The organism is Ulvibacter antarcticus (genome assembly GCF_003688405.1).
GTDB lineage: Bacteria > Bacteroidota > Bacteroidia > Flavobacteriales > Flavobacteriaceae > Ulvibacter > Ulvibacter antarcticus.
The window spans coordinates 807,248-833,056 of the sequence record NZ_REFC01000012.1 but is presented as its reverse complement, the minus strand read 5'-3'; the positions used below and the strand labels follow the sequence as shown (position 1 = coordinate 833,056).

At 36.6% G+C, this 25,809-nt stretch carries 25 protein-coding genes; 14 read left to right on the top strand and 11 right to left on the bottom strand.

Annotation, left to right across the window (positions count from 1 at the left end):
* Nucleotide 1: 1 nt before the first annotated feature.
* On the bottom strand, nucleotides 2-598 hold the full coding sequence (locus BXY75_RS08595; RefSeq protein WP_121907293.1) for a TetR/AcrR family transcriptional regulator: 597 nt from the start codon (nucleotides 596-598) through the stop codon (nucleotides 2-4).
* A 91-nt stretch (nucleotides 599-689) separates the two neighbouring features.
* Here BXY75_RS08595 and BXY75_RS08590 point away from each other — a divergent pair, with 91 nt between their 5' ends.
* Entirely contained in the window at nucleotides 690-1,484 is a 795-nt protein-coding gene (locus BXY75_RS08590; RefSeq protein WP_170152872.1) for a T9SS type A sorting domain-containing protein, read from the top strand.
* 88 nt (nucleotides 1,485-1,572) lie between these two features.
* On the opposite strand, the gene clpB is transcribed toward BXY75_RS08590, so the two are convergent.
* Nucleotides 1,573-4,182, bottom strand: a complete 2,610-nt coding sequence (clpB, locus tag BXY75_RS08585) for an ATP-dependent chaperone ClpB (protein WP_121907291.1) — start codon at nucleotides 4,180-4,182, stop codon at nucleotides 1,573-1,575.
* A 263-nt stretch (nucleotides 4,183-4,445) separates the two neighbouring features.
* Between clpB and ytxJ the strand changes: the two genes are divergently transcribed.
* Nucleotides 4,446-4,841, top strand: a complete 396-nt coding sequence (gene ytxJ / locus BXY75_RS08580) for a bacillithiol system redox-active protein YtxJ (RefSeq protein ID WP_121907290.1) — start codon at nucleotides 4,446-4,448, stop codon at nucleotides 4,839-4,841.
* Between the two features lie 73 nt (nucleotides 4,842-4,914).
* On the opposite strand, the gene BXY75_RS08575 is transcribed toward ytxJ, so the two are convergent.
* Both BXY75_RS08575 and fahA read right to left on the bottom strand, forming a co-directional pair.
* On the bottom strand, nucleotides 4,915-6,099 hold the full coding sequence (locus tag BXY75_RS08575; protein ID WP_121907289.1) for a hypothetical protein: 1,185 nt from the start codon (nucleotides 6,097-6,099) through the stop codon (nucleotides 4,915-4,917).
* A 124-nt stretch (nucleotides 6,100-6,223) separates the two neighbouring features.
* Complete coding sequence (gene fahA / locus BXY75_RS08570; protein WP_121907399.1) at nucleotides 6,224-7,507, bottom strand: fumarylacetoacetase; 1,284 nt, start codon at nucleotides 7,505-7,507, stop codon at nucleotides 6,224-6,226.
* 107 nt (nucleotides 7,508-7,614) lie between these two features.
* Here fahA and glyA point away from each other — a divergent pair, with 107 nt between their 5' ends.
* The 5 genes from glyA to BXY75_RS08545 all read left to right on the top strand — a co-directional run bounded on the left by glyA (nucleotide 7,615) and on the right by BXY75_RS08545 (nucleotide 12,275).
* Nucleotides 7,615-8,889, top strand: coding sequence for a serine hydroxymethyltransferase (gene glyA, locus BXY75_RS08565; RefSeq protein WP_121907398.1), 1,275 nt, complete (start codon nucleotides 7,615-7,617; stop codon nucleotides 8,887-8,889).
* Between the two features lie 141 nt (nucleotides 8,890-9,030).
* Complete coding sequence (locus tag BXY75_RS08560) at nucleotides 9,031-10,287, top strand: hypothetical protein (RefSeq protein ID WP_147437256.1); 1,257 nt, start codon at nucleotides 9,031-9,033, stop codon at nucleotides 10,285-10,287.
* Between the two features lie 205 nt (nucleotides 10,288-10,492).
* Entirely contained in the window at nucleotides 10,493-11,209 is a 717-nt protein-coding gene (locus tag BXY75_RS08555; protein ID WP_121907287.1) for a DNA alkylation repair protein, read from the top strand.
* 22 nt (nucleotides 11,210-11,231) lie between these two features.
* Nucleotides 11,232-11,735: a GNAT family N-acetyltransferase gene (locus BXY75_RS08550; RefSeq protein WP_121907286.1), complete on the top strand. Its 504-nt coding sequence runs from the start codon at nucleotides 11,232-11,234 to the stop codon at nucleotides 11,733-11,735.
* A gap of 9 nt (nucleotides 11,736-11,744) precedes the next feature.
* Entirely contained in the window at nucleotides 11,745-12,275 is a 531-nt protein-coding gene (locus BXY75_RS08545) for a YybH family protein (RefSeq protein WP_121907285.1), read from the top strand.
* 137 nt (nucleotides 12,276-12,412) lie between these two features.
* Here BXY75_RS08545 and BXY75_RS08540 read toward each other — a convergent pair whose 3' ends face one another.
* From BXY75_RS08540 to recF, 6 genes are all read right to left on the bottom strand, one after another.
* Nucleotides 12,413-12,961, bottom strand: a complete 549-nt coding sequence (locus tag BXY75_RS08540; RefSeq protein WP_147437255.1) for a hypothetical protein — start codon at nucleotides 12,959-12,961, stop codon at nucleotides 12,413-12,415.
* A 233-nt stretch (nucleotides 12,962-13,194) separates the two neighbouring features.
* Nucleotides 13,195-14,748, bottom strand: coding sequence for a hypothetical protein (locus BXY75_RS08535; RefSeq protein ID WP_121907283.1), 1,554 nt, complete (start codon nucleotides 14,746-14,748; stop codon nucleotides 13,195-13,197).
* Nucleotides 14,749-14,910: 162 nt separating this feature from the next.
* Nucleotides 14,911-16,056 carry a carboxypeptidase-like regulatory domain-containing protein gene (locus BXY75_RS08530; RefSeq protein WP_121907282.1) on the bottom strand — a complete coding sequence of 382 codons (1,146 nt, stop codon included), beginning with the start codon at nucleotides 16,054-16,056 and terminating at the stop codon, nucleotides 14,911-14,913.
* A 411-nt stretch (nucleotides 16,057-16,467) separates the two neighbouring features.
* Complete coding sequence (locus BXY75_RS08525; protein ID WP_121907281.1) at nucleotides 16,468-16,764, bottom strand: DUF721 domain-containing protein; 297 nt, start codon at nucleotides 16,762-16,764, stop codon at nucleotides 16,468-16,470.
* 103 nt (nucleotides 16,765-16,867) lie between these two features.
* Nucleotides 16,868-17,290 (bottom strand): hypothetical protein, encoded by a 423-nt coding sequence (locus BXY75_RS08520; protein ID WP_147437254.1) that lies wholly within the window; start codon nucleotides 17,288-17,290, stop codon nucleotides 16,868-16,870.
* Nucleotides 17,291-17,582: 292 nt separating this feature from the next.
* Entirely contained in the window at nucleotides 17,583-18,671 is a 1,089-nt protein-coding gene (recF, locus tag BXY75_RS08515; RefSeq protein WP_121907279.1) for a DNA replication/repair protein RecF, read from the bottom strand.
* Between the two features lie 149 nt (nucleotides 18,672-18,820).
* Between recF and BXY75_RS08510 the strand changes: the two genes are divergently transcribed.
* From BXY75_RS08510 to BXY75_RS08480, 7 genes are all read left to right on the top strand, one after another.
* Nucleotides 18,821-19,585, top strand: coding sequence for a tetratricopeptide repeat protein (locus BXY75_RS08510; protein WP_121907278.1), 765 nt, complete (start codon nucleotides 18,821-18,823; stop codon nucleotides 19,583-19,585).
* Nucleotides 19,586-19,587: 2 nt separating this feature from the next.
* Complete coding sequence (gene ribH, locus BXY75_RS08505) at nucleotides 19,588-20,085, top strand: 6,7-dimethyl-8-ribityllumazine synthase (RefSeq protein ID WP_121907277.1); 498 nt, start codon at nucleotides 19,588-19,590, stop codon at nucleotides 20,083-20,085.
* Between the two features lie 194 nt (nucleotides 20,086-20,279).
* Nucleotides 20,280-20,582: a hypothetical protein gene (locus BXY75_RS08500; protein ID WP_121907276.1), complete on the top strand. Its 303-nt coding sequence runs from the start codon at nucleotides 20,280-20,282 to the stop codon at nucleotides 20,580-20,582.
* Nucleotides 20,582-22,444 (top strand): DNA mismatch repair endonuclease MutL, encoded by a 1,863-nt coding sequence (gene mutL / locus BXY75_RS08495; protein ID WP_121907275.1) that lies wholly within the window; start codon nucleotides 20,582-20,584, stop codon nucleotides 22,442-22,444. The genes BXY75_RS08500 and mutL overlap by 1 nt, the downstream gene beginning before the upstream one ends.
* Nucleotides 22,445-23,179: a rhomboid family intramembrane serine protease gene (locus tag BXY75_RS08490; RefSeq protein ID WP_121907274.1), complete on the top strand. Its 735-nt coding sequence runs from the start codon at nucleotides 22,445-22,447 to the stop codon at nucleotides 23,177-23,179.
* 6 nt (nucleotides 23,180-23,185) lie between these two features.
* Nucleotides 23,186-24,058 (top strand): rhomboid family protein, encoded by an 873-nt coding sequence (locus BXY75_RS08485; RefSeq protein WP_170152871.1) that lies wholly within the window; start codon nucleotides 23,186-23,188, stop codon nucleotides 24,056-24,058.
* 14 nt (nucleotides 24,059-24,072) lie between these two features.
* Complete coding sequence (locus tag BXY75_RS08480; protein WP_121907272.1) at nucleotides 24,073-25,119, top strand: endonuclease/exonuclease/phosphatase family protein; 1,047 nt, start codon at nucleotides 24,073-24,075, stop codon at nucleotides 25,117-25,119.
* A gap of 52 nt (nucleotides 25,120-25,171) precedes the next feature.
* On the opposite strand, the gene BXY75_RS08475 is transcribed toward BXY75_RS08480, so the two are convergent.
* Nucleotides 25,172-25,798 carry a WbqC family protein gene (locus BXY75_RS08475; protein ID WP_121907271.1) on the bottom strand — a complete coding sequence of 209 codons (627 nt, stop codon included), beginning with the start codon at nucleotides 25,796-25,798 and terminating at the stop codon, nucleotides 25,172-25,174.
* Between the last annotated feature and the right edge of the window lie 11 nt (nucleotides 25,799-25,809).

The following is a 25,809-nucleotide window of genomic DNA, read 5'->3' as shown; positions in this document are numbered from 1 at the left end:
ATTAATTTTTTAGTTTGTTGGTGATGACCTCATCAAGTTCGTTAGTTGCTTCGATTAAATAGGATTTATCTCCCATTGTTTGAGACATAAAAATCGCCCCTTGTATTCTAGTGTACATCATTTTGGCAAATTGTTGAGGATCTGTTTCTTGTTTTACTGTTCCGTCTTCAATTGCCTTTTCTATAAGTCGTACAATATTCTGTTGGGTCTTGTTAATAACGAATTGCACTTGCGATAACAATTCAGTGTCCTGATGACTCGAATCAACACCTATATTTAAAATAGGACAACCCCCTAAAGATCTACTGTAATCTTCATATTGACGATAAAAATCTGTGATGAGGTATAATTTATCCAAGAATGTTTTTCCTTTTTCCTGATGCTTAGTAATTCGCACAAGAAGATCGTTTACATTTTTTTGAAATGCCGCAATAGCAATTGCTTCCTTGTTCACAAAATTCCCATAAATCGCACCTTTGGTAAGACCAGTAGCTTGAGTAATGTCTGCCATGGAGGTTGCGGTATATCCCTTTTTACTAAAAATAGGGGCAGCTTTCTCAATAATAAATTTTGTGGTTTTATCCGATTTTTTTAGCATAACAGTGCAAAGATATAAAAAATATACCAAACGGTATTTTATTTATTTAATTTTAATTAATACCTTGGTATTCAACTTAAAACCTCATGCCATGAAAAAAATTACTTTTTTATTATTATTTATTGCATTCTCTGTGAATGCTCAAGTCGGTAATTATAATGTCGGCGACGTAGTAGATGATTTTACTGTTACCGATGTAGAAGGTGTTGAGCATAATCTATATACTTATATTTCTCAAGGTAAGTATGTATGGCTTGATTTCTTTTTCGATACCTGTTATCCTTGTCAGCAGACCACCCCAATATTTAATGAATTTTTTGATAAATATGGTTGTAATCTGGGTGATGTGGTTTGTCTTTCCATTAATAATGGCTCTGACGATGATGCAGCTGTTATCGCTTTTGGTGAAACTTATGGAGGGACTTTTAACCATGCCCCTGCAGTAAGTTCGGAAGGTGGATCTGCAGCGGTAGATATTAATTTAGGTATTTTTGCTTATCCAACGTATTGTATGATAGGTCCTGGAAATGTACTTCTGGAAAAAGATATTTGGGTTAATGGTACTGTTACATTAGAAGATTTTGAAAATACATTTCCAAGTGGTTTTGAACCACCTGTTACATCCTGTAGCCTTGGATTTGAAGATAACGATATTGTGGAGTTATTTCAAGTTTTTCCTGCAATCTCAAACGGAGTTTTTTCTATTATCCTAAATGATCAATCACCTGTATCTCTTCGTATATATGATGTTTCAGGTAAAATTGTTTTTCAAAATGACTATAACGAAAAAGAGATTTCTATGCAATTAAACTTAAATGCAGGAACATATTTTGTTAATGTTGTTTCAGAGAATAGTATTGGTACAAAAACAATAATAATTCAATAATTAGTTCTTTATAAAAAAACCACCTGTCCCTTTCGGAAACAGGTGGTTCAACTAACCAACCAATTATGAAACGAGTTTTTAAGGAACTCTAACCATTACTTTCAACCAGATCTGCCTGATTTCTAAAGACAATTTCATCATTAAAACTGTCGATTAATATAATACTGTCTGTACTAATCTTTCCTGAAAGCAATTCCTTAGACAATGCATTGAGCACATCTTTCTGAATTACTCTTTTTACCGGACGTGCTCCAAACTGGGGATCATAGCCTTTTTCAGCCAGGAAATCTATCGCTTCATTTGTCGCATCTAAAACAATGTTCTGTTTAGCCAACATCTTTGTAACACCTTTCAATTGAAGTTTAACAATCTGTTTAATATCTTTTTTATTTAGAGGAGTGAACATGATTATGTCATCAATTCTATTGAGAAACTCCGGCCGTACCGTTTGTTTCAACAAGCCAAGTACTTCTACTTTTGCAGCTTCCATTGCCGTTTCCGGATCTTTTACGGCTTCAAATTTTTGTTGAATGATCTCACTTCCCATATTACTTGTCATTATAATAATAGTGTTCTTGAAATCTGCCAATCGACCTTTGTTGTCTGTTAATCGTCCTTCGTCCAATACTTGTAATAAAATATTGAAAGTATCCGGATGGGCTTTTTCTATTTCATCTAAAAGAACAACAGAGTAGGGGCGTCTTCTCACGGCTTCCGTTAGCTGTCCACCTTCTTCATATCCTACATATCCAGGAGGAGCTCCTACTAATCGGCTTATGCTATGGCGTTCCTGATATTCACTCATGTCGATACGAGTCATTGCACCTTCGTCATCAAATAAATATTCGGCCAATGCTTTAGCTAATTCAGTTTTACCAACACCTGTTGTTCCGAGGAAAAGAAAGGAACCAATTGGTTTTTTCTCATCCTGTAAACCGGCACGGCTACGTCTAATTGCATCACTCACAGCAACAATTGCTTCTTCCTGTCCTACCACACGTTTGTGCAATTCGGTTTCTAAATGCAGTAGCTTCACTTTATCACTTTGTAGCATTTTGGTTACTGGAATTCCAGTCCATTTTGCAACTACTTCAGCAATATCTTCGTTGGTTACTTCCTCTTTTATTAAAGTGGATTCATTTTCGTTTTCAGCTAACTCAGTCTCCAGTGCCGATAATTCCTCCTGTGCATTTTTTATCTTCCCGTAGCGTAATTCTGCAACCTTTCCGAAATCACCTTCACGTTCTGCTTTTTCGGCTTCAGCCTTATAATCTTCAATTTCTTTTTTTGCATTCTGAATGTTATCTACAACCTCTTTCTCACTCATCCATTTGGCATTCAGCTCGTTTCTTTCTTCCTTTAGATTAGCCAAATCAGCACGTAGTGACTTCAGTTTTACTTCGTCCTTTTCACGTTTTATAGCTTCTATTTCAATCTCCAACTGCATGACCTTTCTGTCTAAGACATCGAGTTCTTCAGGTTTAGAGTTGATCTCCATTCGGATTTTTGAAGCTGCCTCATCCATTAAATCAATCGCCTTATCGGGCAGAAATCGATTGGTTATGTATCGTTGCGATAATTTGACCGCTGCGATAATCGCTTCATCTTTAATACGCACCTTATGGTGAGCTTCATATTTTTCTTTAATCCCTCTAAGGATAGAAATCGCACTTTCGGTGTCCGGTTCATTCACGACTACTTTTTGGAATCGTCTTTCTAATGCCTTGTCCTTTTCAAAGTATTTTTGGTACTCATCCAAAGTGGTTGCACCTATAGCTCTTAATTCTCCTCGCGCTAATGCAGGTTTTAAAATATTTGCTGCATCCATCGCACCTTGTCCGCCACCGGCACCAACTAAAGTGTGTATTTCATCTATAAATAATATGATATCGCCATCACTTGAAGTAACTTCTTTTATTACGGATTTAAGACGCTCCTCGAATTCACCTTTAAATTTTGCACCGGCTATTAGCGCTCCCATGTCCAGAGAGTAAACTACCTTTGATTTAAGGTTTTCGGGTACATCTCCATCAACAATTCTGTGCGCTAATCCCTCTGCTATAGCAGTTTTACCTGTTCCAGGTTCTCCAACCAACATAGGGTTGTTCTTTGTTCTTCGCGAAAGTATTTGAAGAATACGACGAATCTCTTCATCCCGCCCAATTACTGGATCTAACTTTCCATTTTTGGCAAGCTCGTTTAAGTTACGCGCATATTTGTTTAGCGAATTGTAAGTTTCTTCAGCACTTTGTGAAGTAACCGATTCTCCTTTTCGCAATTCATTAATAGCTGCTTTGAGACCTTTTTCGGTCACCCCTTGATCTTTTAAAGTTTGCGCAATATTGCTTTTTGAAGCAAAAATAGCTAACAATAAATGCTCGATGGAAACGTATTCATCGTTCATTTTCTTAGCAATAATACTCGCTTCATTTACAGTTTTTGATCCCTCTCTCGAAAGCATTATATCGCCACCAGTAACCTTCGAAAAACTCTCCAATTGTTTGTCCAGAATTTGTAGTAACAATTCCAGATTTACATTTAGTTTTTTTAAGATGAACGGCGTTACGTTCTCGTCAACTTCAAAAATGGCCTTTAAAATATGCTCATTTTCGATTTGTTGATTCCCTAAGCTTTGAGCGAGCTGCTGTGCTTGCTGTAAGGCTTCCTGTGATTTTATAGTATAGTTATTAAAATTCATTTGCTTTTTTATTTTAATTGAATTTTAGTGTTTTTATTTTCTTCTGAAATGACTTCTCTATCGTAAGAAGCTTCAGTATATTATCAATTTTGATAAGTCTATTTCAAAATGCAAGCCACAGTAGTTTTAAGACAAAATGTCGGATGTTTGTAAGTTTTTGCAAGACAAATTGACTGATGTATAACTTCGGAAGTAACCAAATTTTACATTTTCGTAAACATTTCCGAAGCGATTAAATGTGTAACTTTGAAAAAAAATAAAATATGAGTTTATTTGGATTATTTGGATCGAAAGAGTCTTCAGAAAAAATAAAAGAGACCAAGCAAATACCTTGGAAACGTTTGACTTCCATTGATCAATTGGAAGAAATTTCCGAAGCATCCAAAAATATTCCTGTAGCCATCTTCAAGCATTCTACACGTTGTGGAATTAGTAAAATGGTACTTCGACAATTTGAAGCTTCTTACAATATCGAACCCGAAAAATTGAACCTTTATTTTCTCGATTTACTCGCGCATCGTGATGTTTCAGACGAGGTAGGTTTTAAATTTCAGGTGATGCATCAAAGTCCGCAGCTTATTGTATTAAAGAATACTGAAACTGTGTATCACGCCAGTCATCATAGTATAGATGCGGTAGAACTTGAGAAGTTTGTGTGATAGATTAGGGGTTTTAATCTAAAAAAAACATCCCCTTCTATCCTCCCCTTAGAAGGGGTGGAACTTACATTAATTAATCAAGTCCGTTTCGTTCAAGGATATCTTTTAATCTCGATTTTAAATCTTCCCCTGCATCCAAAACCATTTGTTCATTCGTTGGAAAGGGAACGTAATGATTATTAATTAGACCGAGATCATCATTATTTAAAGCTCGTTTATCTCCTCTATAAGTGGCGAAGGCATTTTCAAATACAAATTCAGTACCAATTGGGAAATCTTCAATATCCCTTCGGTTAACCAAATCACGATAAATCACATTTCCTCCCAAAAGAACCCCTTTTGTTTGAACCGTCACAGTAAGCACAGCAGTTGCTTTTTCGAATTTATCGATCTTAATTGGGTTCCCGTTCTCGTCATTGATGATTTCACCATCTCTGTTGCGTTTGTATTCCCAACCAGTCTTAATCTGTAGTGAGCGAATCACCTCTGTAGTCCTCGCTCTTTCAGGAGAGATATCCAATTGTCTAAAATTTAAGGCAATGCCATAGTGGTATTCGATACCCTGTTCACGCTCATTGTGATATTCTGTCCAAAAATCATCCAGGCCGTAGGTGTTAAAGTCCAATAGTTCTCGTTCTAAACGAAAAGGGATTATTTGTCCTGTTCTATTATTTAGAGTGACAAAAACGAAATTAGTTCCTAAAAAACGTGCATCTTCTTTAAGACGGGCAACCTCTTTATAATTGGTCTGCAATTCATCTATTTCACAAAAAACATTGTATGCCGTTCGGTAATCATCAATTGTTTGCCGATTCATGTAAATAGTAGCTTCAGAGTATAGATACTGCAATAATTCCTTTTTTGAACTTATAAGCTCATCTGTGTAATTTATTAGTTTGAACTTCGCATTTCTATTCAGAGATTGACTGAATAAAGGTAAGAGAGGACGTACTAACTCCTGCCTATTGTTTAATGTTTTGTATAAATGGTATACCTCTTTTATATTCGACGGATTGTTCTGTTTTTTCAGAAAGGTGATTCTTCTGTGATCTTCTTCGGAAGCTTTTTTAAATCCTTCTTCAAGTAATGCAATATGGGCATCGTTTTTTTCTGAAGCTTTATCCTTCTGAAGCTTTTTTATGGCCAAATCAATTGCACGATCGTAATTCCCCTGAGCCAGAAACTTCTGATTGCGTTTCACACTGTTACATCCTACCAGAAGTAGTAGTGTAAACAGTAAAGTATAAGTGATTCTCATAATGCAATAGTTTGGTTATGGATAGGAAATTACAATTCTAATGCCAAAAATAAACCTCAATCACTTATTTGTAGATAAGTAGCTGAGGTTTAAAGGTATAATTTTATGTTCTATTGATTCAAATCTACTCAAAAGGAAAGGCTGGAAGTATTTTTCCGATGCATTCACCAAATCCAATTCGCTGTCCGTCTTTTTCGCAATAAGCTCTCATTACTACAGTATCGTTGTCATTGATAAATTTACGCTCACTACCATCCTTTAATTTTATGGGATTCTGTCCGCGCCAAGTAAGTTCCAGCATCGAGCCATATTCTTCCTTGGTAGGTCCCGAAATAGTACCACTTCCCATCATATCTCCAGATCGAAGATTACAACCATTCACTGTATGGTGAGCCAATTGCTGCGCCATAGACCAATACATATATTTAAAATTGGAATGTGCAACCTTTGTTTCCTCACCGCCTTCTGGTTGGATAGAAACTTCCATTTTTATGTCGAAATTTTTCTTTCCTTCCTGATGCAAATAAGGAAGAGGTTCAGGATCTTGTTTTGGTCCAGCCACGCGAAATCCTTCAAGCGCATCCAGAGTTACAATCCATGGAGAAATCGTTGAAGCGAAATTTTTTCCTAAGAACGGACCAAGCGGCACATATTCCCAAGCCTGAATGTCACGGGCACTCCAGTCATTGAATAATACAAGTCCGAATATATAATCCTTGGCATCTTTAACTGAGATACGTTTTCCCAACGGATTCGCATCGGTAGTGATAAAAGCCATTTCAAGTTCGAAATCCAACAACTTTGTTGGTCCAAATCCTGGAATACCATCATCACCCGGTTTTGTTTGTCCCACAGGTCTTCGAATAGGCGTTCCTGACGGTATTATAGATGAGCTTCTTCCGTGATATCCTATTGGAATACGAAGCCAGTTTGGCAACAAAGCATTTTCAGGGTCTCTAAATAAAGACCCTACATTGGTAGCATGCTCTTTACTCGCGTAAAAATCGGTATAGTCTCCAACTTGCACGGGTAATTGCATTTCAATCTCATCCATCGTAAATAAGACCTGTTTACAATGCTCTGCATTATCTCTTAGTGCAGGATTGTCTTTTAAAAATATATCTGAAATTCTATTTCGTACCAGACGCCATGTTTTTTTACCATCACTGATAAAATCGTTCAAAGTGTCTTGTAGAAAAATATCATCAGTAAGTTCGATTCCTTTAAAATATCCCAATTGGTGTAGCGCACCAAGATCGATAGCGGTATCTCCAATTCTTGTTCCTATGGTGATAATATCATCTCTTGTTAAGAAAACACCAAACGGAATATTTTGAATAGGAAAATCTGTATTTGGAGCAGTCTCTATCCAAGTTTTATTGTTAGGATCGTTAGCTGTAAGAGGCATAGTAATTAATTTTTCTGTTAGTAAATTATATACCAAATATATAATTTTCATTATACTAACCGAATGCTTTTACTATTTTTGGCATTATTTAACTTTTTTACCAAATGATAGCTAGAGACGAACAGATTTTTGAATTGATTGAAGCCGAAAAAGAACGGCAATTAAATGGATTGGAGCTTATTGCTTCTGAAAACTTTGTAAGTGATCAGGTAATGGAAGCTGCTGGTTCTGTTTTAACTAATAAATATGCTGAAGGTTACCCCGGAAAAAGATATTACGGCGGTTGTGAAGTAGTCGATGAAGTAGAACAAATTGCGATCGATCGTGCGAAGACCTTATTTGGTGCCGAATATGCCAATGTGCAACCTCATAGTGGTTCACAGGCAAATACAGCAGTGTATGCCGCCTGTCTGAAGCCTGGTGATAAATTTTTAGGCTTTGATCTTTCTCATGGCGGACATTTAACTCATGGGTCTCCAGTGAATTTTTCAGGAAAATTATATACTCCGGTTTTTTATGGAGTTGAAGAAGCTACGGGACGATTAGATTACGATAAGATCGAAGAAATCGCTGTTCGTGAAAAGCCAAAAATGATCATTGCGGGAGCATCAGCCTATTCTAGAGAGATAGATTATAAACGATTCAGAGAGATTGCCGATAAAGTGGGTGCTATTCTCTTTGCCGATATCGCGCATCCGGCCGGATTGATTGCAAAAGGTATTATTAGCGACCCCATACCTCATTGTCATGTGGTAACAACAACTACACATAAAACCTTACGAGGACCACGTGGAGGAATGATCTTGATGGGCAAGGACTTCGATAATCCTTTTGGTTTAAAATTAAAGAACGGAAATCTTAGAAAAATGTCTTCTTTATTGGATAGTGGTATTTTCCCCGGAAATCAGGGAGGTCCATTAGAACATATAATTGCAGCTAAAGCAATCGCATTTGGAGAAGCATTAACTGATGATTTCCTTCATTATATGGTTCAGGTGAAAAAGAATGCTTCAGTAATGGCACAGGCCTTTGTTGATAAAGGCTACCATATTATTTCCGGCGGAACAGACAATCATATGATGTTGATCGATCTTCGGAATAAGAATCTAAGTGGAAAACAGGCTGAAGATGCCCTTGGTAAAGCCGATATTACCGTAAATAAAAATATGGTGCCCTTCGATGATAAATCTCCTTTTGTTACCAGCGGAATTAGAATTGGAACTGCCGCAGTAACAACGCGAGGTTTGCTAGAAGCAGATATGACAAAAATTGTTGATTTGATCGACGAAGTTATAACCAATTTTGAAGATGAAGCCAAGCTGGAAGCTATTTCAGAAAAAGTACATGCCATGATGAGTGGTTTGCCTTTGTTTAAGAATTAAGCGATAATTATTGCTAATAATAAAAAACCTTCAACTTAAAACTGAAGGTTTTTTATGTTTAGTACGCAACTTTTTTTTGTTTTTAAGACTATAAAGTAGGAACAAAGCTAAAATCGGTCTTTGTATATTAAAATGGAATTTATGAAAAAGTCAATACCACTATTGTTTTTAGCCGTGTTCTTAGTACAGTGTTCCAAGGATAAAGATGACGTCCATGAACAACTTCAGGATTTTACCTTAACACTCAATTATGAGGCTGGACATGAAATTGGTGATACCGAACATGTACAAGCGCGAGCTTTTCTAAGTGATCAGAGTGGGAATATAGTGAATGAGGCCGAAATAAACGTAGGACCTCCTACAGTACTAAATGCCCAAATAGATCCATCTGAGATTCTAGATTTGACAATTGTCTACGAAGTCTTAGCATCCGGGGATGTGAAATTTATTGATCTGTTAACCTATAAAGATGTGGTGCAGGAAACCTATAATTTGGAAAAACGGGTCCATGATTTTACGAATGATGGATTCTACCTGAATATGACGAATACAGGGTCAAGTTGTGATTGGGAAAATATACCACCGGGAGCATTTGAATGTGGTACCGAAAATGGAGGGTATTTAAATTATAGGTCAAATTTGCCTGTTTCTCCGATAAGTGATTATTTTATTTCGTTTAAAAGACTAGGGGATTCAGTTTTCAAATATTTTTGGCAAGAAGATGTGCAAGAAGGGTCTGTTTTCAATGTGGACTATAGCACGCTCCCCGAAATTAGTAATCTGGAAAGCATTACGCTTCCTGATAATGATGGAGGCAGTTTTATACTTAATGGATTTCTAGATACTAGCTTGCACGATATCACACAACAAATTTCATATCAATTTTCAAATACTTCGATAGGAACTCTTACTGTACCAGTTCCTTTAAACCTATTTGATATGTACAAGATTCGAATGAGATATAGCTTGGGTGATTACTCTTATACAAAAACAGAAAATAGAGTTGACATCCCTTCGTCCCTCGAAGCACCGTCTTTTGATTTTGCAGTCGTTAATCCGAATCTCGATCAATTTAGTATGACAACTACCGGAGTAGCGGATTGGTATCTTGCAAGTACATTCTATAGTAGTAATGCTAACGGTTTGCATTCTACACATCTTATCTATGGGGAGGCAGCCCCGGAAATTACTTTTTCAATTGAAAACTTACGATTAAATATTCAAAGCTTTTTTCCAAACTTAGCGCTAGTTCCTAGTTATCCACTTGACGCTATTAGTCTTTTTAATTATAGTTCGATAAACGCGTATGAAGATATTTTAAGATACAAGATTGAACGTAAAAGTTATGTGCCCTCATCAGTAAATGAATATTCCGAAGGCGTTACCAGAGACTATTAATAGTGGTTTTTGAAGATAGAATAATAAAAGACCTTTAGTAACTCGCTGAAGGTTTTTTTATACCGTTCAACGAGTTAAACCTCAGTCATTTAAAAAATTAATGTATATTTAGACAAGCGTTCTTGTTTCTGTGAGGGAAAGCCAAACATGTATTTGTGCAGAACGTAGCTTTTATTGCTCCCCTTTTATTAAGTGAGTAACAAACATGACCATTCATAAAACCCTAGAAAAACTAGAATCCCTTTCCAATCCCCTTAAAGTAGATTTTAAGCGTAAAAAGTTTGGGATTATCGCGAATAAATCCCTCGGAATCTATCACAAAGATCTTAAAGTATTGGCCAAGGAAATTGGTAACAATAACGAACTTGCCTTGCAACTTTTTGATAGCGGTATTTATGAAGCGCGCCTCCTCTGTAGTAAAATTTTTAAACCTAAAGATGTAACCGAAGCACTCATGGAAAAATGGGTGGCTACCTTCGAAAACTGGGAGATTTGTGATTCCTTTTCTATGGGTTTGTTTTCCAAAAGTCCTTTTGCTCTAAAAAAAATCAACGAATGGAGCCTACGAGAAGCTGAATTCGAGAAACGGGCTGCTTTTGCAACAATGTCTTCCTATTGCATGGCAGATAAAAAAGCCGACAACAAGGTTTTTGTAGCATTCTTACCATTGATAAAGACGGCTGCTTCAGATGAAAGGCTGTATGTAAAAAAGGCCGTGAACTGGGCGCTTCGAAGTATTGGTAAACGCAATATAGATCTTAACAAATTGGCTCTTTCCGAAGCTAAACAACTCCTTCAACAAAATTCGAAAAGTGCTCAATGGATCGCTAAAGATGCTATTCGCGAGTTGGAAGGGGAGAAGGTAAATATTCTGGATTATCCAAGAACGATCTACCGACCTTCAGAAAATAAAAAAACATAACTTTACCTTTCAAGATATTACAATGATATTATTAGAAACTGAACGCCTGCAACTCCGACAATTTACCTTGGATGACGCCCCTTTTACTTATGAATTACTCAATACACCCGAATGGCTTAAATACATTGGGGATAGAAAAATAACATCTGTTGAAGTGGCTGCAAAGTACATTGAAGAGCATTATTTATCTGAATACAAGGATAACGGCTATGGGGCTTATATAATAGTGAGAAAGGAAGATGGGGTGATACTCGGATCCTGTGGCTTGTATAAACGGGAAGCGTTGGAGCATCCTGATATGGGTTTTGCAATGTTCTCCAGATATGGTAAAAAGGGATATGCGTTCGAGGCAACCAATGCGTTGATGGAGCATGCTAAAAACACACTCAAACTCTCAACAATTTGGGGAATTACCGTAGATTACAATCACAACTCCATTAAACTTTTGCAAAAATTAGGAATGAAGCAGATAGATGTGATTAATTTGAAAGACGATCCCGAAGACTTACTCTTATTCTCAACTTAAAATTCTATTATGAAAACGTATAACTATCTACTTCCTGGCTTTTTATTATTTCTCTTAATTTTTTCAGCTTGCACAGAAAAGCAAGTTACAAATCCTTTGATAGCTTCGGAAACTATAATTGCTTCGGAAATGCCTTCCGAAGAGAACAGTAAAATGTTCATTGAAACAATGCAAACACATCTCGATGCTGTTACAAATAGAGATCTGGAAACTCTGAAACAGACATTATCGCCAAATGGCAATATGCAGCTTATTTTACCGGGAACCGAAACAACAAATACAGTAGATGAATTTATGCAGTATCATAAAGACTGGTTCGCTTCACCAAATTGGACTTTCGAAACAAAGATCTTAAACACTGAAATTGGAACCGAGATGGGAATGGCAGTAACTGAAATAGTCTACAGAGAACCACTGCGAGACGGAAAACCCTATTTCAATCGAATGATTGTGAGCTATGATCTAAAAATGATAAACGGAAAGTGGTTCGTGATAAAAGACCATGCTAGTTCGGTAGAGAAATCAACAGATAAAAAATAGCACTCCATTTAATTTAAATAAGATTTCGAGTAGAGTTTGAAATTGAAACATTTTTCTTTTTTTCATTGCCAAAAAAGGAACAAAAAAGGCCACTCAATATAAAACGAGCAGCCCTGATTTAAATTTTGAAATTTCTTTTAAGGTTTTATCTGAATATTCCCTCCTTCGACTACATTCAATGCTACTAAGTAATCGAAGTCACAATCTTCAAGATCAGGATTCGATAACATTAATGTGAGTTCGTCAGCATCGGCGTTAGAACCTTCACCATTATCTACTGCTTTGAACCAGCATTCCCAGCCAACTCGTTCCGGAAATTGCGGATAATTTGTGATTATACCTGTCATAATTGCTGTGTTCCCAGTAATCGCTAAACATTCTATGTCAAAATGAACCTTTAACTCTCCAGCAGTATATGTGAGAACCCCACTTCCTTGAACATCTCCATTATTTTTTATTTTAGCGTGAAAAGAGAAATGTCTTGTAGAGCCACTTGCAAGCGTTATTGTTCCTTGTCCGTTTGCGGAGGGACCACTGCCTTTTGTTTGTAATTCGGTAGTGATTTGAGAAGCTCCTTCATCAGTCGAGGATGGAAGGTTCTCCTTCTGACAACCAGAGAAAGTTAATAGCCCGGCAATAAAAATAGTTGTAAATAATCCTTTTGTAAAATTTAGTAGTGCCTTCATAGTCATAATGTTTATGGTTAGTAAATAGATCGATTTTTAAAATTTCATATTCGAAATTTTTGAATCGATTGATTCATAAAATATTCTATAACAAAAAAGGGGATATGAAGAGGATTGTATACGAGTAAATAAATATACAAAATTTGATCACAACAAGCTGTATATCAGTAAATTAAATTAAATTTATTCGCTGAAATAGTGGATGTATATTGTGAATTTTTACTTTTATTGTGTCAATCTGGAAACACAATGCTTTCGTAAGCTCCGGCATCTGGTGGATTTACTCTGGTAGTGCCATTAAGATCGATCACCGGACCGTATAAAGGATTTCCAATTCCTTCTGCGCCTGTTACATCTTTTTCTATATTGAAGTTGTTGAAGTTCGTTTCCTGAAAGGACGGCTCTACGTTCAATACGTAGTTAATGAAAGACGGATTAGTTTCAAACATATAAAAAGGATCATCGTCAAACTCTCCTGTAGGATCTTCAAAACGAATTAGGCTATTTCGGAAGTTATAATTCCAAGTAACAGAAGGATCGTCAATAATTGAGATCCCTAATTCGCGCATTTCATTTCCATAAATAATACAGTTGTTGAAATCGGCTTGCAAATCTGCGAGCAATACCTGCGTATCACTGATCGGCAAAAAGTTATCGACTTGCACTGAGGGAAAAGATCTAAAACTATTGGTCCAATAATTAGCAAAAGTACAGTGGTTGAATTCGTAGATTCCTCCATAAGAACATGATAGAGAGGTTTGACCACTATTATTAATCACCATGTTTTCACCTAATATATGGCCGTTTCTAGCTAAAAGACCAACATTCGAACTATTGTAGATTTGAACATTTGTAAGTTCTAACTCGTTGGTGTTAGGATCTCCATCATTTCCTTCGCTTAAAATTCCCACTACCGAGTTTTTGATCGTGGTATTCGTCATTCTATTGTTCATGCTCCCTTCGGTAAGCCAGATGGTTCCCCATTGACCAGGCACATCTGTATAATCAGGCTCTAGACGATCGCCTTCAAAAATCACCTCATTTTCCATTGCCTCAGGGTCTACACTTGGAGCACCATTTACTTGAATGGAACCGGTATTACCCACCAAGATTCCACTAGTCGCATGAAAATGAATCCGCGCTCCGGCATCGATTGTTAAGGTCTTTCCGGGCGCAACGCCTGCATAGCCATAGATCACATAGGGTTTTTCGTTGGTAAAATGTAATTCGGTATCATCTAAGATAAATCCTTCAATTAAGATATCATCACCATTTTCATCAACTCCTAAGTTTAATGTTTCAAACATGCCATTTCCCAAATCTGCCGGAAATAGAAAAGATGCGTCTTTAACCAACGTCACCAATTCTACTTTCTGTTCTTGGCTTCCGGCGTCGAATAAAATCTGATCGGTATATAAAAATTGAAGATCTGAAATTGGGGGAGAGTTGATATCAAAAGTGGTTTCGACAAAAATAAAAATGCTGTCTTTAGCTAGAATCTGTACGTCATTGAAAACTTTTCCAGGCAAGCCATCTACATTAAGACGGTAGTTAGATTGTTCACCTTCGCCTAAGCGTACTGTTGGGATGTTAATATCCTCATCACTACGGTTATAAACCTTTAAATTGTAGGTGCTTGAGCCAATATTCGTAAATACCGTATCTAAATAAACAGTATCTCGGGAGAATTCCAAATTACCACTACTGGCAACTGTCTCAAAATCATTTCGGCAAGAACTCCATAACACAAGGCAGCAAAGAATTGCCAATCCGTACAAATACTTCATTAAGATAAATTTTTCGTAAAAATATAACTTTTTATGAAGCTAATTATTGTTGAAGCAAAAAGATTGTTGTTGTTTATAATAATAGAACGATTGAGAAATTTCACTTCTATATCCCTGTCCAAATGAAATTTCCCGTTTCGTTCCTATTTTTCTTCTTCGTTATTACTTTTTTCCTTTTCTTAATTCTCTTGCGGCTTTTTTTCGAGCTTGTTTTATTTTGTTGAAGGCTCTTGTATTTTCGTTGGCCTGTTTTATTTGAGCACGTTTTTCTTTGACTTCATCTAATGTTAGAGAATAGGATACCTTTTCAACTTCTTCATATGAAGCTCTACACGATATTATCACCATTCCTCCTAAGACATCGTAACTCTCATACATTTGAACATCTAGTGTATTGGAAATATTAGACAACGTAATAGTTTGTGTTTCATAGCCTACATAACTAATTACTAATTTCTGACCCGGCTCTGCTTCTATATTGTAGTTTCCTTCAAAATCCGACTGTGTTCCATCATTAGTTCCTTCTATTATAATATTTACTCCGGGAAGTGGTAAGCCGGCTTCGTCCGTGATAGTGCCTTTAATGTTAATCTCTTCGGAAACTTTTTCTTCGGAAGGCTCTTCAATTTGTACTATATCACCTTGAATTTCTTCGTAGGTTTCCTTCGGAATAGCTATTTTTCCTAAAATCATTGATTGAATATTCGGGGAGTTAAGGAAAATATCCTGCTTTGATGAAGCAATACCGGTTTTAAAAGTATGTAATTCATATCCACTCTTGGTATACGTCAATGTCTCTCTATCCAGAGATCGAACTCTGTAATAACCATCATCATCACTGTAAAAAGTTCTGTCGTTTTCTGAAGTAGTAATTTTTACATTCGAAATCGGAGCCCCATCCTGACCAAATATTCTACCCGTGGTATAAATCAAGATCCTGTCGGGATTGCTGTAGCGCCCAATGCCTAATGATATGGCCGACTTTTCCGACGCTTCATTATTTCCATTCATCGTTCCAGAATTACCTAATAACGATAAGGGAAGTAATAAAGAGGCTGCGTAAGGAGCTAAATTAATGCCCGATTTGCGTTCTAGTTTGACTTCACGATCCAACTGATTTTTCTTAAACCTGCCGCAAACATTTGTTTTTCCGGATAAGGTTTTTACCAAGTCTTCATCGGTTTTAGCAGTGAAGTCGATAACCTCTTTAGTGCAGACTCCGCAGAATTTTCCTTTTTCAGTTGGTGACATTTCTGTCCAGTTTTCGTGGCAAGGTTCCGGAATTCGTATGGTAATTGCTTTTTTCATGAGTGATGGTTTTGATACCTCAAAGCACTCAAAAATTATCCCACTAAAAAACCATGATTGAGGGAACAGGTGTTTTTAGTGAGGGAAAAGGGTGGATTAAATAGTTTTAGTTAAGGAGTAAGTAGTGAGGTCCGTCACTTCGAGTGATTTTTAATGACCAAGGGGAATAAAAAATAGTATCGAGAAGAAGAAGAAAGAAGAAGAAAGGAGAAAGAAGAAAGAGGAAAGAGGAAAGAAGAAAGAATTAGAGGTTAGTAGTGAGGTCTGTCACTTCGAGTGATTTTTAATGACCAAGGGGAATAAAAAATAGTATCGAGAAGAAGAGTAAAGAAAAAAGTCTAACTTCCAGCTTCCCACTTCCCACTTCCAGCTTCCCGCTTCCAACTTCCAGCTTCCCACTTCCAACTTTACTTATCTCAATACAAGTTTGTTTATCAATTTCTTGCCAAGCTCTTCGTTAAGTAATTTTATGATCTTGTCTTTGCCGTAGCTCAATTCTTCGCGTAAAACGGAGGAACTTAACGAAACATACAAGACATCACGTTCTAAAAGAATATTGGTGGTATACTTGGAAATGGCTGTGCCCATGACTTCATGCCATGCTTTTTTTACATCAACTTTATCTAACCCTTTTTCTAGCTTGTTGGTCTGAATAAAGTCTTTGAGGACATCGCTTATACTGGTGTTTTCTGCTTTTCTTTTGGCCACTTTTTTAAATTAAGAATCTAGGTTCTCGATACTATTCCATCTCATTAACATTCCATGAAATCACTCGAACTGACATGTTTTTACTAATTACTAACGATCTTCATTATTCAAAATTAAACTTCTCAAACTTTCTATAGCTATATAATTTGTTTTCTTTGTTTTTTACTTGCAAGCTGCTGTCTGTTGCTTTAATCACCGTTTCTTTCCAGCTATCGTATGGTGTTTCATACAAAAGACGCAGACTATCGTTTTCTATTTTTACTATAAATTTTTCTGAAGTCTCATTAGTAATAAATGTTCCATCCAATTGAGGAGAAACCTTCGTTCGCACACCAGAGTCGCCAGTAACCTCAATGAATTCTACAATAGCATTAAATGAAAAATGTTTCATAGTTCCATCCGGCATTTCGACCGATTGTATTTCCCAATACCCACCTAAATTCTCTTTTTTCGCTACTTCATAAGGTTTCGAACAGGAAATAATTCCGAAGAAAAATAAAAGGATAATAATAAAATTTGTTTTCATAAATTGTAATTTGACTTCTCTCTCTTTTCGATCTTCTCGATACATTTTTTAATTCCTTTACCAGTCATTAAAAATCACTCGAAGTGACCATAATCATACTTTATTTTACTGCCCACTGCCCACTGCCCACTGTCTCTTCTCGATATAATTTCAAAACTCCTTTTAGTCCTTTTTAAATCACTCGAAGTGACAAGACTGTTCTTTTTTATTACTGCCCACTGCCCACTGCCCACTGAACACTGACCACTGACCACTGCCCACTGCCCACTGACCACTGCCCACTGACCACTGATCACTGACTACTAAGTCTAAACATCTTATAAGTTTGCCCTACCTTCTTTATCACTTCTTCAGTACGATCGGCATGAGTATCGCTTATAAATAGTTGTCCGAAGTTTTCATTATACACAAGATTTATAATTTGCTCAACACGAACTTCATCCAACTTGTCAAAAATATCATCTAATAATAGAATTGGGTTTACTTTGTTCAGTTTTTTAATAAAATCAAATTGCGCCAGTTTTAAAGCAATCAAATACGATTTTTGCTGACCTTGGGAACCAAATTTTTTAATGGGATGACCATCAATCTGAAAGCTAAGATCGTCTTTATGGATGCCATAATTTGTGTATTGTGTGATCTTGTCTTTGGTGATGCCTTCTTCAAGTAGTGTTAGGAGCTTCTCAGCTTTTAATTGACTGCTGTATTCTAAGCTAACAGTTTCAGAGCCACTAGATATTGAGTCGTATCTTTCCATGAAGATAGGTGTAAAGTCTTCAATGAATTGTGTTCTTTTTTCAAAGATTTTACTTCCGAAGCCATCCAACTGAGCATTATAAATATCTAAATTGTCTTTATTAAAGGTATTGTTAGCCGCGAAATACTTCAATAGAGAATTCCGCTGTGCCAGCACTTTATTGTAGCTAATTAGATTTTGAAGGTAACCGCTATCGCCTTGAGAAATCACACCATCCATAAACTTTCTACGGGTATCGCTTCCTTCGGTGATGAGGTCCCGATCTGAAGGAGAAATAATCACTAAGGGCAAAAAACCAATATGCTCACTAAATTTTTCGTAGGCTTTCGCATTTCGTTTTATGATCTTTTTTTGGCCTCTTTTTGCGCTTACAATGAACTTTTCCGGACGGTCATTTTTAATGTATTCTCCCTCAATTACAAAGAATTCCTCACCGTGTTTTATGTTTTGTCCGGTAATTGGGTTAAAATAGCTTTTTCCGAAGGACAAATGGTAGATTGCATCAAGGACATTTGTCTTTCCAACACCATTATGACCCACAAAACAGTTGATTTTAGGGTCGAAGTCGAATGTTTCGGCTTCAAAGTTTTTATAATTAAGAAGTGATATTTTTTCTAACAGCATAGTAATTAAGTAGTTGCTCTTTAAAACCCGATTAAATGTATATTCTTCAGAAACCAGAATTACGCACTGCAAATTATTGAAAAATAAGAAATCTTTTCCCTTTTAAATTCTAATAAATATTTTATTTTTGCGCTTCAATAAACTAAACTATGGCAACGTACAAGAAACGTGGTGGTAAACCAAGAACTAAGGCCGAGAAAGAGCAGAACATAGAAGAAGGAAGTACAACGGCTGAGGTATTTAATACTTTAGATGAAGGTGCATCCAGAACGGAAGAGTGGGTAGAGAAGAACCAGAAATATATCTTAGGATTTATTGGGGTTGTTGCTATCTGTGTGTTGGGTTATTTGGCTTTCCACGAGTTTGTTCAGAAACCAAAAGAGATAGAAGCGACCAACGAAATGTTTCAGGCGCAGACTTATTTTGAAGAAGCATTGACGGCTACATCAAAAGATTCACTATTTACTTTGGCACTTCAAGGTGGTGAAGGAAAATACGGATTCCTCGATATTATCAACAACTACGGAGGGACTAAGGCTGGAAATCTTGCGAGATACTATGCCGGAATGTCTTACTTAAATACAAACAATTACAAAGAGGCAATCAATTACCTAGATGATTTTAGCAGCGATGATGCGATAATCGGGCCATTGGCTAAAGGTGCGATTGGTGATGCATTTGTCCAGTTGAGTCAGGATGATAAAGCATTGGGTTATTACGAAGCTGCCGCTAGTATGAATAAAAATGAGTTTACAGCTCCAAGGTTTTTATTGAAAGCTGGACTAACAGCAATGAAATTAGAAAAGCCTGCAGTAGCAATAAAGCATTTTACTGAAATTACTGAGAAGTATCCGAATGCACCAGAATTTGCTAAAGCAACCGTTAATATCGGGAAGGCTGAAGCAATGCAGTAAATATGGCTACATCAAATAAAAATTTATCGGCTTACGATAAGACAACAATCCCAAACGCGAAGGACTTTCGGTTTGGGATTGTTGTTTCTGAATGGAATGATAAAATTACCGAAGGCATGTTTCAGGGAGCTTTCGATACATTAAAAGATTGTGGAGCCATCAACGAAAATATCGTGCGTTGGAATGTTCCCGGTAGCTTCGAACTTATTTATGGATGTAAACGCATGCAGGAGAGTTACGATATGCTGGATGCTGTAATCGCCATTGGAAGTGTTATTCAAGGGGAAACAAAGCATTTCGATTACGTGTGTGAAGCAGTTTCACAAGGCATAAAAGACTTGAATGTTCAGAATAATATTCCTGTGATTTTCTGTGTGCTAACAGATAACAATCTACAACAGGCTATTGATCGCAGTGGTGGTAAACACGGAAACAAAGGCTCTGAGGCAGCAATTGCCGCAATTAAAATGGCACAACTTCGAAAGGACTCAAAGTTTTAAAAGAACAGGCTTACTTTTATTTTCTAATCTTCGGAAGGCATTTTAAGGTCAATCCTGTTGATCGAACAATAAAATTAGAATAATCTTGTTAAGCTGTGTTTCATGAAAACGGCACGTTAATTGTTTAAAATTATGCACAGTTTGTATTCCTAAAACTGTCTTATTTTAAGTAACTTTGAAACACGATAAGCGCTATGGGACCTATTAAATTCACATTAATAAAAAGACTTAAAACGAACAATCACTTCAACTATACTCCTAGGTATTTTAAAGGAAAAGAAGGAGCTGATGAGGTAAAAAGTGCCAGTAAATTCGATGCGTATCAGGATGTTTACAACAGTAATGATTTTAGCGGACAATGGAGAGATGCGCGAATCGCTAACCGAAATAGAAACAATGGTGGTTTAAATGCTACAATTGTGATTGTTGCGTTAGCCCTTATTTTACTATTTCTTTTTATAATTGACTTCGATTTGTCCATATTCTCGCAAAAATAATGGCAGATATCATTCAACTTTTACCGGATCATGTAGCGAATCAAATTGCTGCAGGGGAGGTCGTACAGCGTCCGGCTTCTGTTGTAAAGGAATTGTTGGAGAATGCTATTGATGCGAAAGCTGAATCGATAACACTCGTTATTAAAGATGCAGGAAAAACTTTAGTGCAAGTCATTGATGATGGTGCCGGCATGAGTGTAACCGATGCCAGATTATGCTTCGAAAGACACGCGACATCAAAAATAAAATCGGCTGAAGATCTATTTAGTATTAATACCAAAGGTTTCAGAGGCGAAGCATTGGCTTCGATTGCTGCGATCGCACATGTAGAGTTAAAAACACGAACAGAAGACTCTTCCGAAGTAGGAACAAAGATTGCCATTGAAGGCAGTGAGGTGATTTCTCAGGAACCTGCTGTTGTGCAAAAAGGAACCACCATTTCGGTGAAGAATCTATTCTATAATATTCCTGCCAGACGTAATTTTCTAAAAAGTAATACGGTCGAAATTCGACATATTATAGATGAATTTCATAGAGTGGCATTAGCGCATCCTAATGTTGCGTTTACAATGATTAACAATGGAAGTGATGTTTTTCAGTTGCCGGCGAGTAACTCTCGTCAGCGAATTGTGAATATATTCGGTACAAAAACAAACGAGAAATTGGTTCCAGTAAGTGAAGAAACCGAAATTCTTAAAATAAGTGGATTTGTAGTAAAACCCGATTTTGCTAGGAAGAGTAGGGGAGAACAGTTCTTTTTTGTAAACGACCGTTTTATAAAAAGCTCTTATCTACATCATGCGGTTGTTGCTTCCTTCGAAGGTTTAATAAAAGATGGGATGAATCCAGGCTATTTTCTTTTCCTGGATGTAGATCCTAAAACTATCGATATAAATATTCACCCTACAAAGACCGAGATTAAATTCGATGATGAACATTCTATGTATGCAATGTTGCGATCAACGATAAAACACAGTTTGGGACAATTTAGTATTGCTCCTGTTCTGGATTTCAATAAAGATTCAGGCTTCGATACGCCATACGAATACAGTAAGAAATTTCCAGTAGCTCCAACGATAGAAGTAGATAGAGCCTTTAATCCATTTAAAAGAGAAGCCTCTCAGGGCAATATAAAATTTCCATATAAAAGGGAAAATACTGCTTCCTGGGAATCCTTGTATGTAGGTCTGAAAGATGAAGTGGATGGCGATAATACGTCGAATTCACATCGAATGAACAATATTGAAGTAGAAAGCGATGAGGTGACTGGAACCCTTTTTGAAGGAGATTCGGAAGCTTCAGGACAAACGACTTTTCAATTGCATAATAAGTATATTATTAGCCCTATAAAATCGGGAATGATGATCATCCATCAGCATTTGGCTCATCAGCGAATCTTGTATGAAGAGTTGCTAAAGAATATCACTGTTCAGGAAGCTGTAAGTCAGCAATTATTATTTCCACTAGAGTTTCATTATTCAAAACCGGATATCGAAATTCTCAAAAAAATACAAGAGCAACTTGAACATACTGGATTTGTGTTTTCATCGCTCGATAAAGAAACCGTCGAAATTAGCGGTACACCCGTAAGCATTTCTGAAAGTCAGGTAGCTCAGGTTTTAGAACAATTGATAAAAGATATTAAGGACGAAGTGCCAGATGCAGGTTTTAGTCAGAACGATCTGTTAGCTAAGTCAATGGCAAAGAGTATGGCTGTAAAAACTGGGACTCAGTTGAACCGAAAAGAACAAGAACATCTGGTACATCAATTATTTGCTTGTAAGGAACCAAGTGTCGCACCGAATAATAAGACAGTATTGATTACAATGAACGTTAATGATTTTGATAAAAGATTTATATAAATGGGGAGAATAACAGATACAGTTAAGGCACTGATCATTGTAAATGTGATATTCTTTATTGGAACACAGCTTACTGGAGACGTGGCATACAAGCTATTTTCGCTCTATTATTTTGAGAGTCCGAGCTTTAAATTCTGGCAGCCAATTTCGCATATGTTTATGCATGGTAATTTTATGCACATACTTTTTAATATGTATGCATTATGGGCTTTTGGGTCTCCATTAGAAGAACGTTGGGGTCGAAATAAATTTTTATTCTTTTATTTTTCCGCAGGTATAGGTGCAGCTTTAATACATACATTGTCGAATTATTATTTTGTGCAAAATGGAATGGATGCCTTACTAGCAGCAGGAATGTCTCAAGCTCAAATAACTGAATTGTTGTCTTCAGGACAATTCAATCCAGATATATTGAACTCAGTTTCGAGGGAAACTATTCAAAATTTGTATGATTCCTATACGATTCCTGCAGTTGGTGCATCTGGTGCCGTTTATGGTGTATTGGTAGCCTTTGGGTTAATGTTTCCAAATGTGGCGCTTATGCTAATGTTTATTCCAATTCCAATAAAAGCTAAGTATTTTATACCTGCTATTATTTTGGGTGATCTTTTCTTCGGAATAACGGGTTCTCCCTTTGGAATTGCACATTGGGCACATATTGGTGGGGCGCTATTTGGATTTTTAATGGCGTATTACTGGAAAAAGAATAGTTTTAATGATCGAAGGTGGGATTGATAAATTATGGCAAATAACTTAGCATATCAATATAAAACGGCAAGCATAGTCACTAAACTTATTGTGATTAATGCACTTATTTATTTATTGATCAATCTGGCTACCTTCTTGTTTAAGGTAAACCCGGACTGGTTAACAAGTTGGTTTGTTTTGCCTAGTGATCTAGGTTCGATTATAACACAACCTTGGTCGGTACTTACCTATAGTTTTTTACACTTCGGATTTTTCCATTTGCTGTTTAATATGCTATGGCTTCATTGGTTTGGAAAATACATACTCAACATCTTCGATGCTAAACGATTTTTAACCATTTATTTATTAGGAGCATTTTTTGGTGGACTAGCTTATGTTTTTGCCTATAACCTTTTCCCTGTATTTGCTGAAAAACAAGCGTTTCTAATTGGCGCTTCGGGGGCCGTAACGGCGATCATGATTTTTATTGCTACATATACACCTAACACCGAATTCAGGATTTTTTCATTTACTATAAAGTTGTGGCAGATTGCAGCCTTCTTGTTCCTTCTTGACTTGGTACGATTGCCTTCATCTGGAAATGCCGGAGGTCTAATTTCTCACATAGGAGGCGGAATCTTTGGCTATCTTTACGCGGTACAATTGGTCAAAGGAAATGATATCGGAAAATGGTTTGAAAATATCATGGATTGGTGTACTAACTTGTTTAAACCGCGGACTCAAAAACCGTTTAGAAAAGTACATCGCAACAAGCGAAAAACAGAAACACCCACTAACGCCAAGGTAAATAAATCTGAACATCAGAAAAAGGTGGATGGTATTTTAGACAAGATTGGTAAAAGTGGTTACGAAAGCTTGACGAAGGCAGAGAAAGACTTTTTGTTTAAAGCCGGTAAGGAGGAATAGAAAACATACTAACGTTGAGAGGATCAGGTTTTTTTACGAAAATACTTTATAGGGCTAACCAAATATTTGCAGTTTGTCTGCTATTGTCGTTTGTGCTTCCTTATCTGCCACCAGATCGATTTCCAAATCTTTCCTTACTTAGTTTGGGAGTTTCACCTTTAATTGTGATTAACATTATCTTTGTGATTTATTGGTTGATAAGAAGGAAGCGAACATTTTTGCTTTCTGCTGTTATTTTAGTGGCGGCATGGTTCTTTTTTAATCCCTTTATCGAATTTTCTTCGGAAAAATCTTCAGATGAATTTGAGAACAGTTTGAAGATACTGTCGTACAATGTGCGTTTGTTCAATGCCTATGAAGATGATTCTAAGGTAAATGTTTCAGAAATTATTTCAGAAATACTGGAAGAGCAGCAACCGGATATAGTTTGTATACAAGAATATTATAATGGCGCAAATCAGACTTTTTCTGAATATCCTTATCAATTTGTACATTTTAAAAAGACAACAAACAATAAGGGTGTTACCAAAAAACATGTCTTGGGACATGCAATTCTATCGAAATATCCATTGATAAATACCGGCGCCTTTGATTTTGATAAAACCTATAATAATAGTATTTACGCAGATGTCTTGAAAGGGGACGATACGATTCGGGTTTATAATTTGCATCTAAAATCAATGGGAATAACTCCGTCGGTAGCGACGTTGCAGGATGGTGATAAAGAAAAGCTGCGCAAGCGAATGTCCAATGCATTTTTAGGACAACAACAGCAAATGGAGGCTGTTATGGAGCATAAGGCGAAAAGTAAGTTTCCTGTGTTGCTCTGTGGGGATTTTAATAATACTTCATTTTCTTATATCTACCGAAAAATCCAAAAAGGAATGAAAGATGGGTTTGTGGAAAAAGGAAATAGCCTGGGAACCACTTATCTTTTCGACTATTATCCAATGCGGATTGATTATATTTTTACTTCGGAAAGTTTTGAAGTCTTAAGCTTTGAAACTAGTAAGCGCACGTTTTCAGATCATTATCCTATAAGCGCTAAGGTTGGTTGGTAACAGTCGATCACTGAGCATCCTAATGAAAAACCCTAAGGTGCAATCTTCAACACTACTCGAATTTAAAACTTTGCGATTCCAAATAATTCAGGGTGTTAGGACCTTCATTAAAAAGGAGATCCAGGACCGATAAATTTGGTAAAAATCCATGATTTGCCTCCAAAACCTGGGTATATGGCTCCATAACGAACTTCTTCGCTTTTCTCACATCGCAAAGTAATCGTAAGTCCAGGAAATCAGGTGTTTTTTGGTATGTTTCAGTGTTAGAATAATCTGTACTGAAACCAATAAGCTCCTGAAGCATTTCAAAAATTTGAAAGTTTAATTTTAATAACGAACTAGCCGGAGTTTTAAAAATTGGCATTAAATCATCTTCATAAAATTCAAAGAAAGGAGAAGTGCGATAGGCTGTCTGTAAGGATTTCCAATGATGTAACTGCCATGGGAAGTCATTTTCTATAACCACATCGGCCGTTTTCTGACGTTCACCGTCCTTTGTATGTTTTATTGGAATATTGAGCAATAATTTGCCATTATTGTGAGCAATATATGTGCGGTTACGATAGGTTTGTTTTTGGTAATTGTCATTAATTTCAAATACAACTTCTTCTGCCTTCACCACCGCAATCATCTGCACAATAGATGGAAAGTATGTAGGATATAGAAGGATCTTCGTCATTTAGTTTTTCC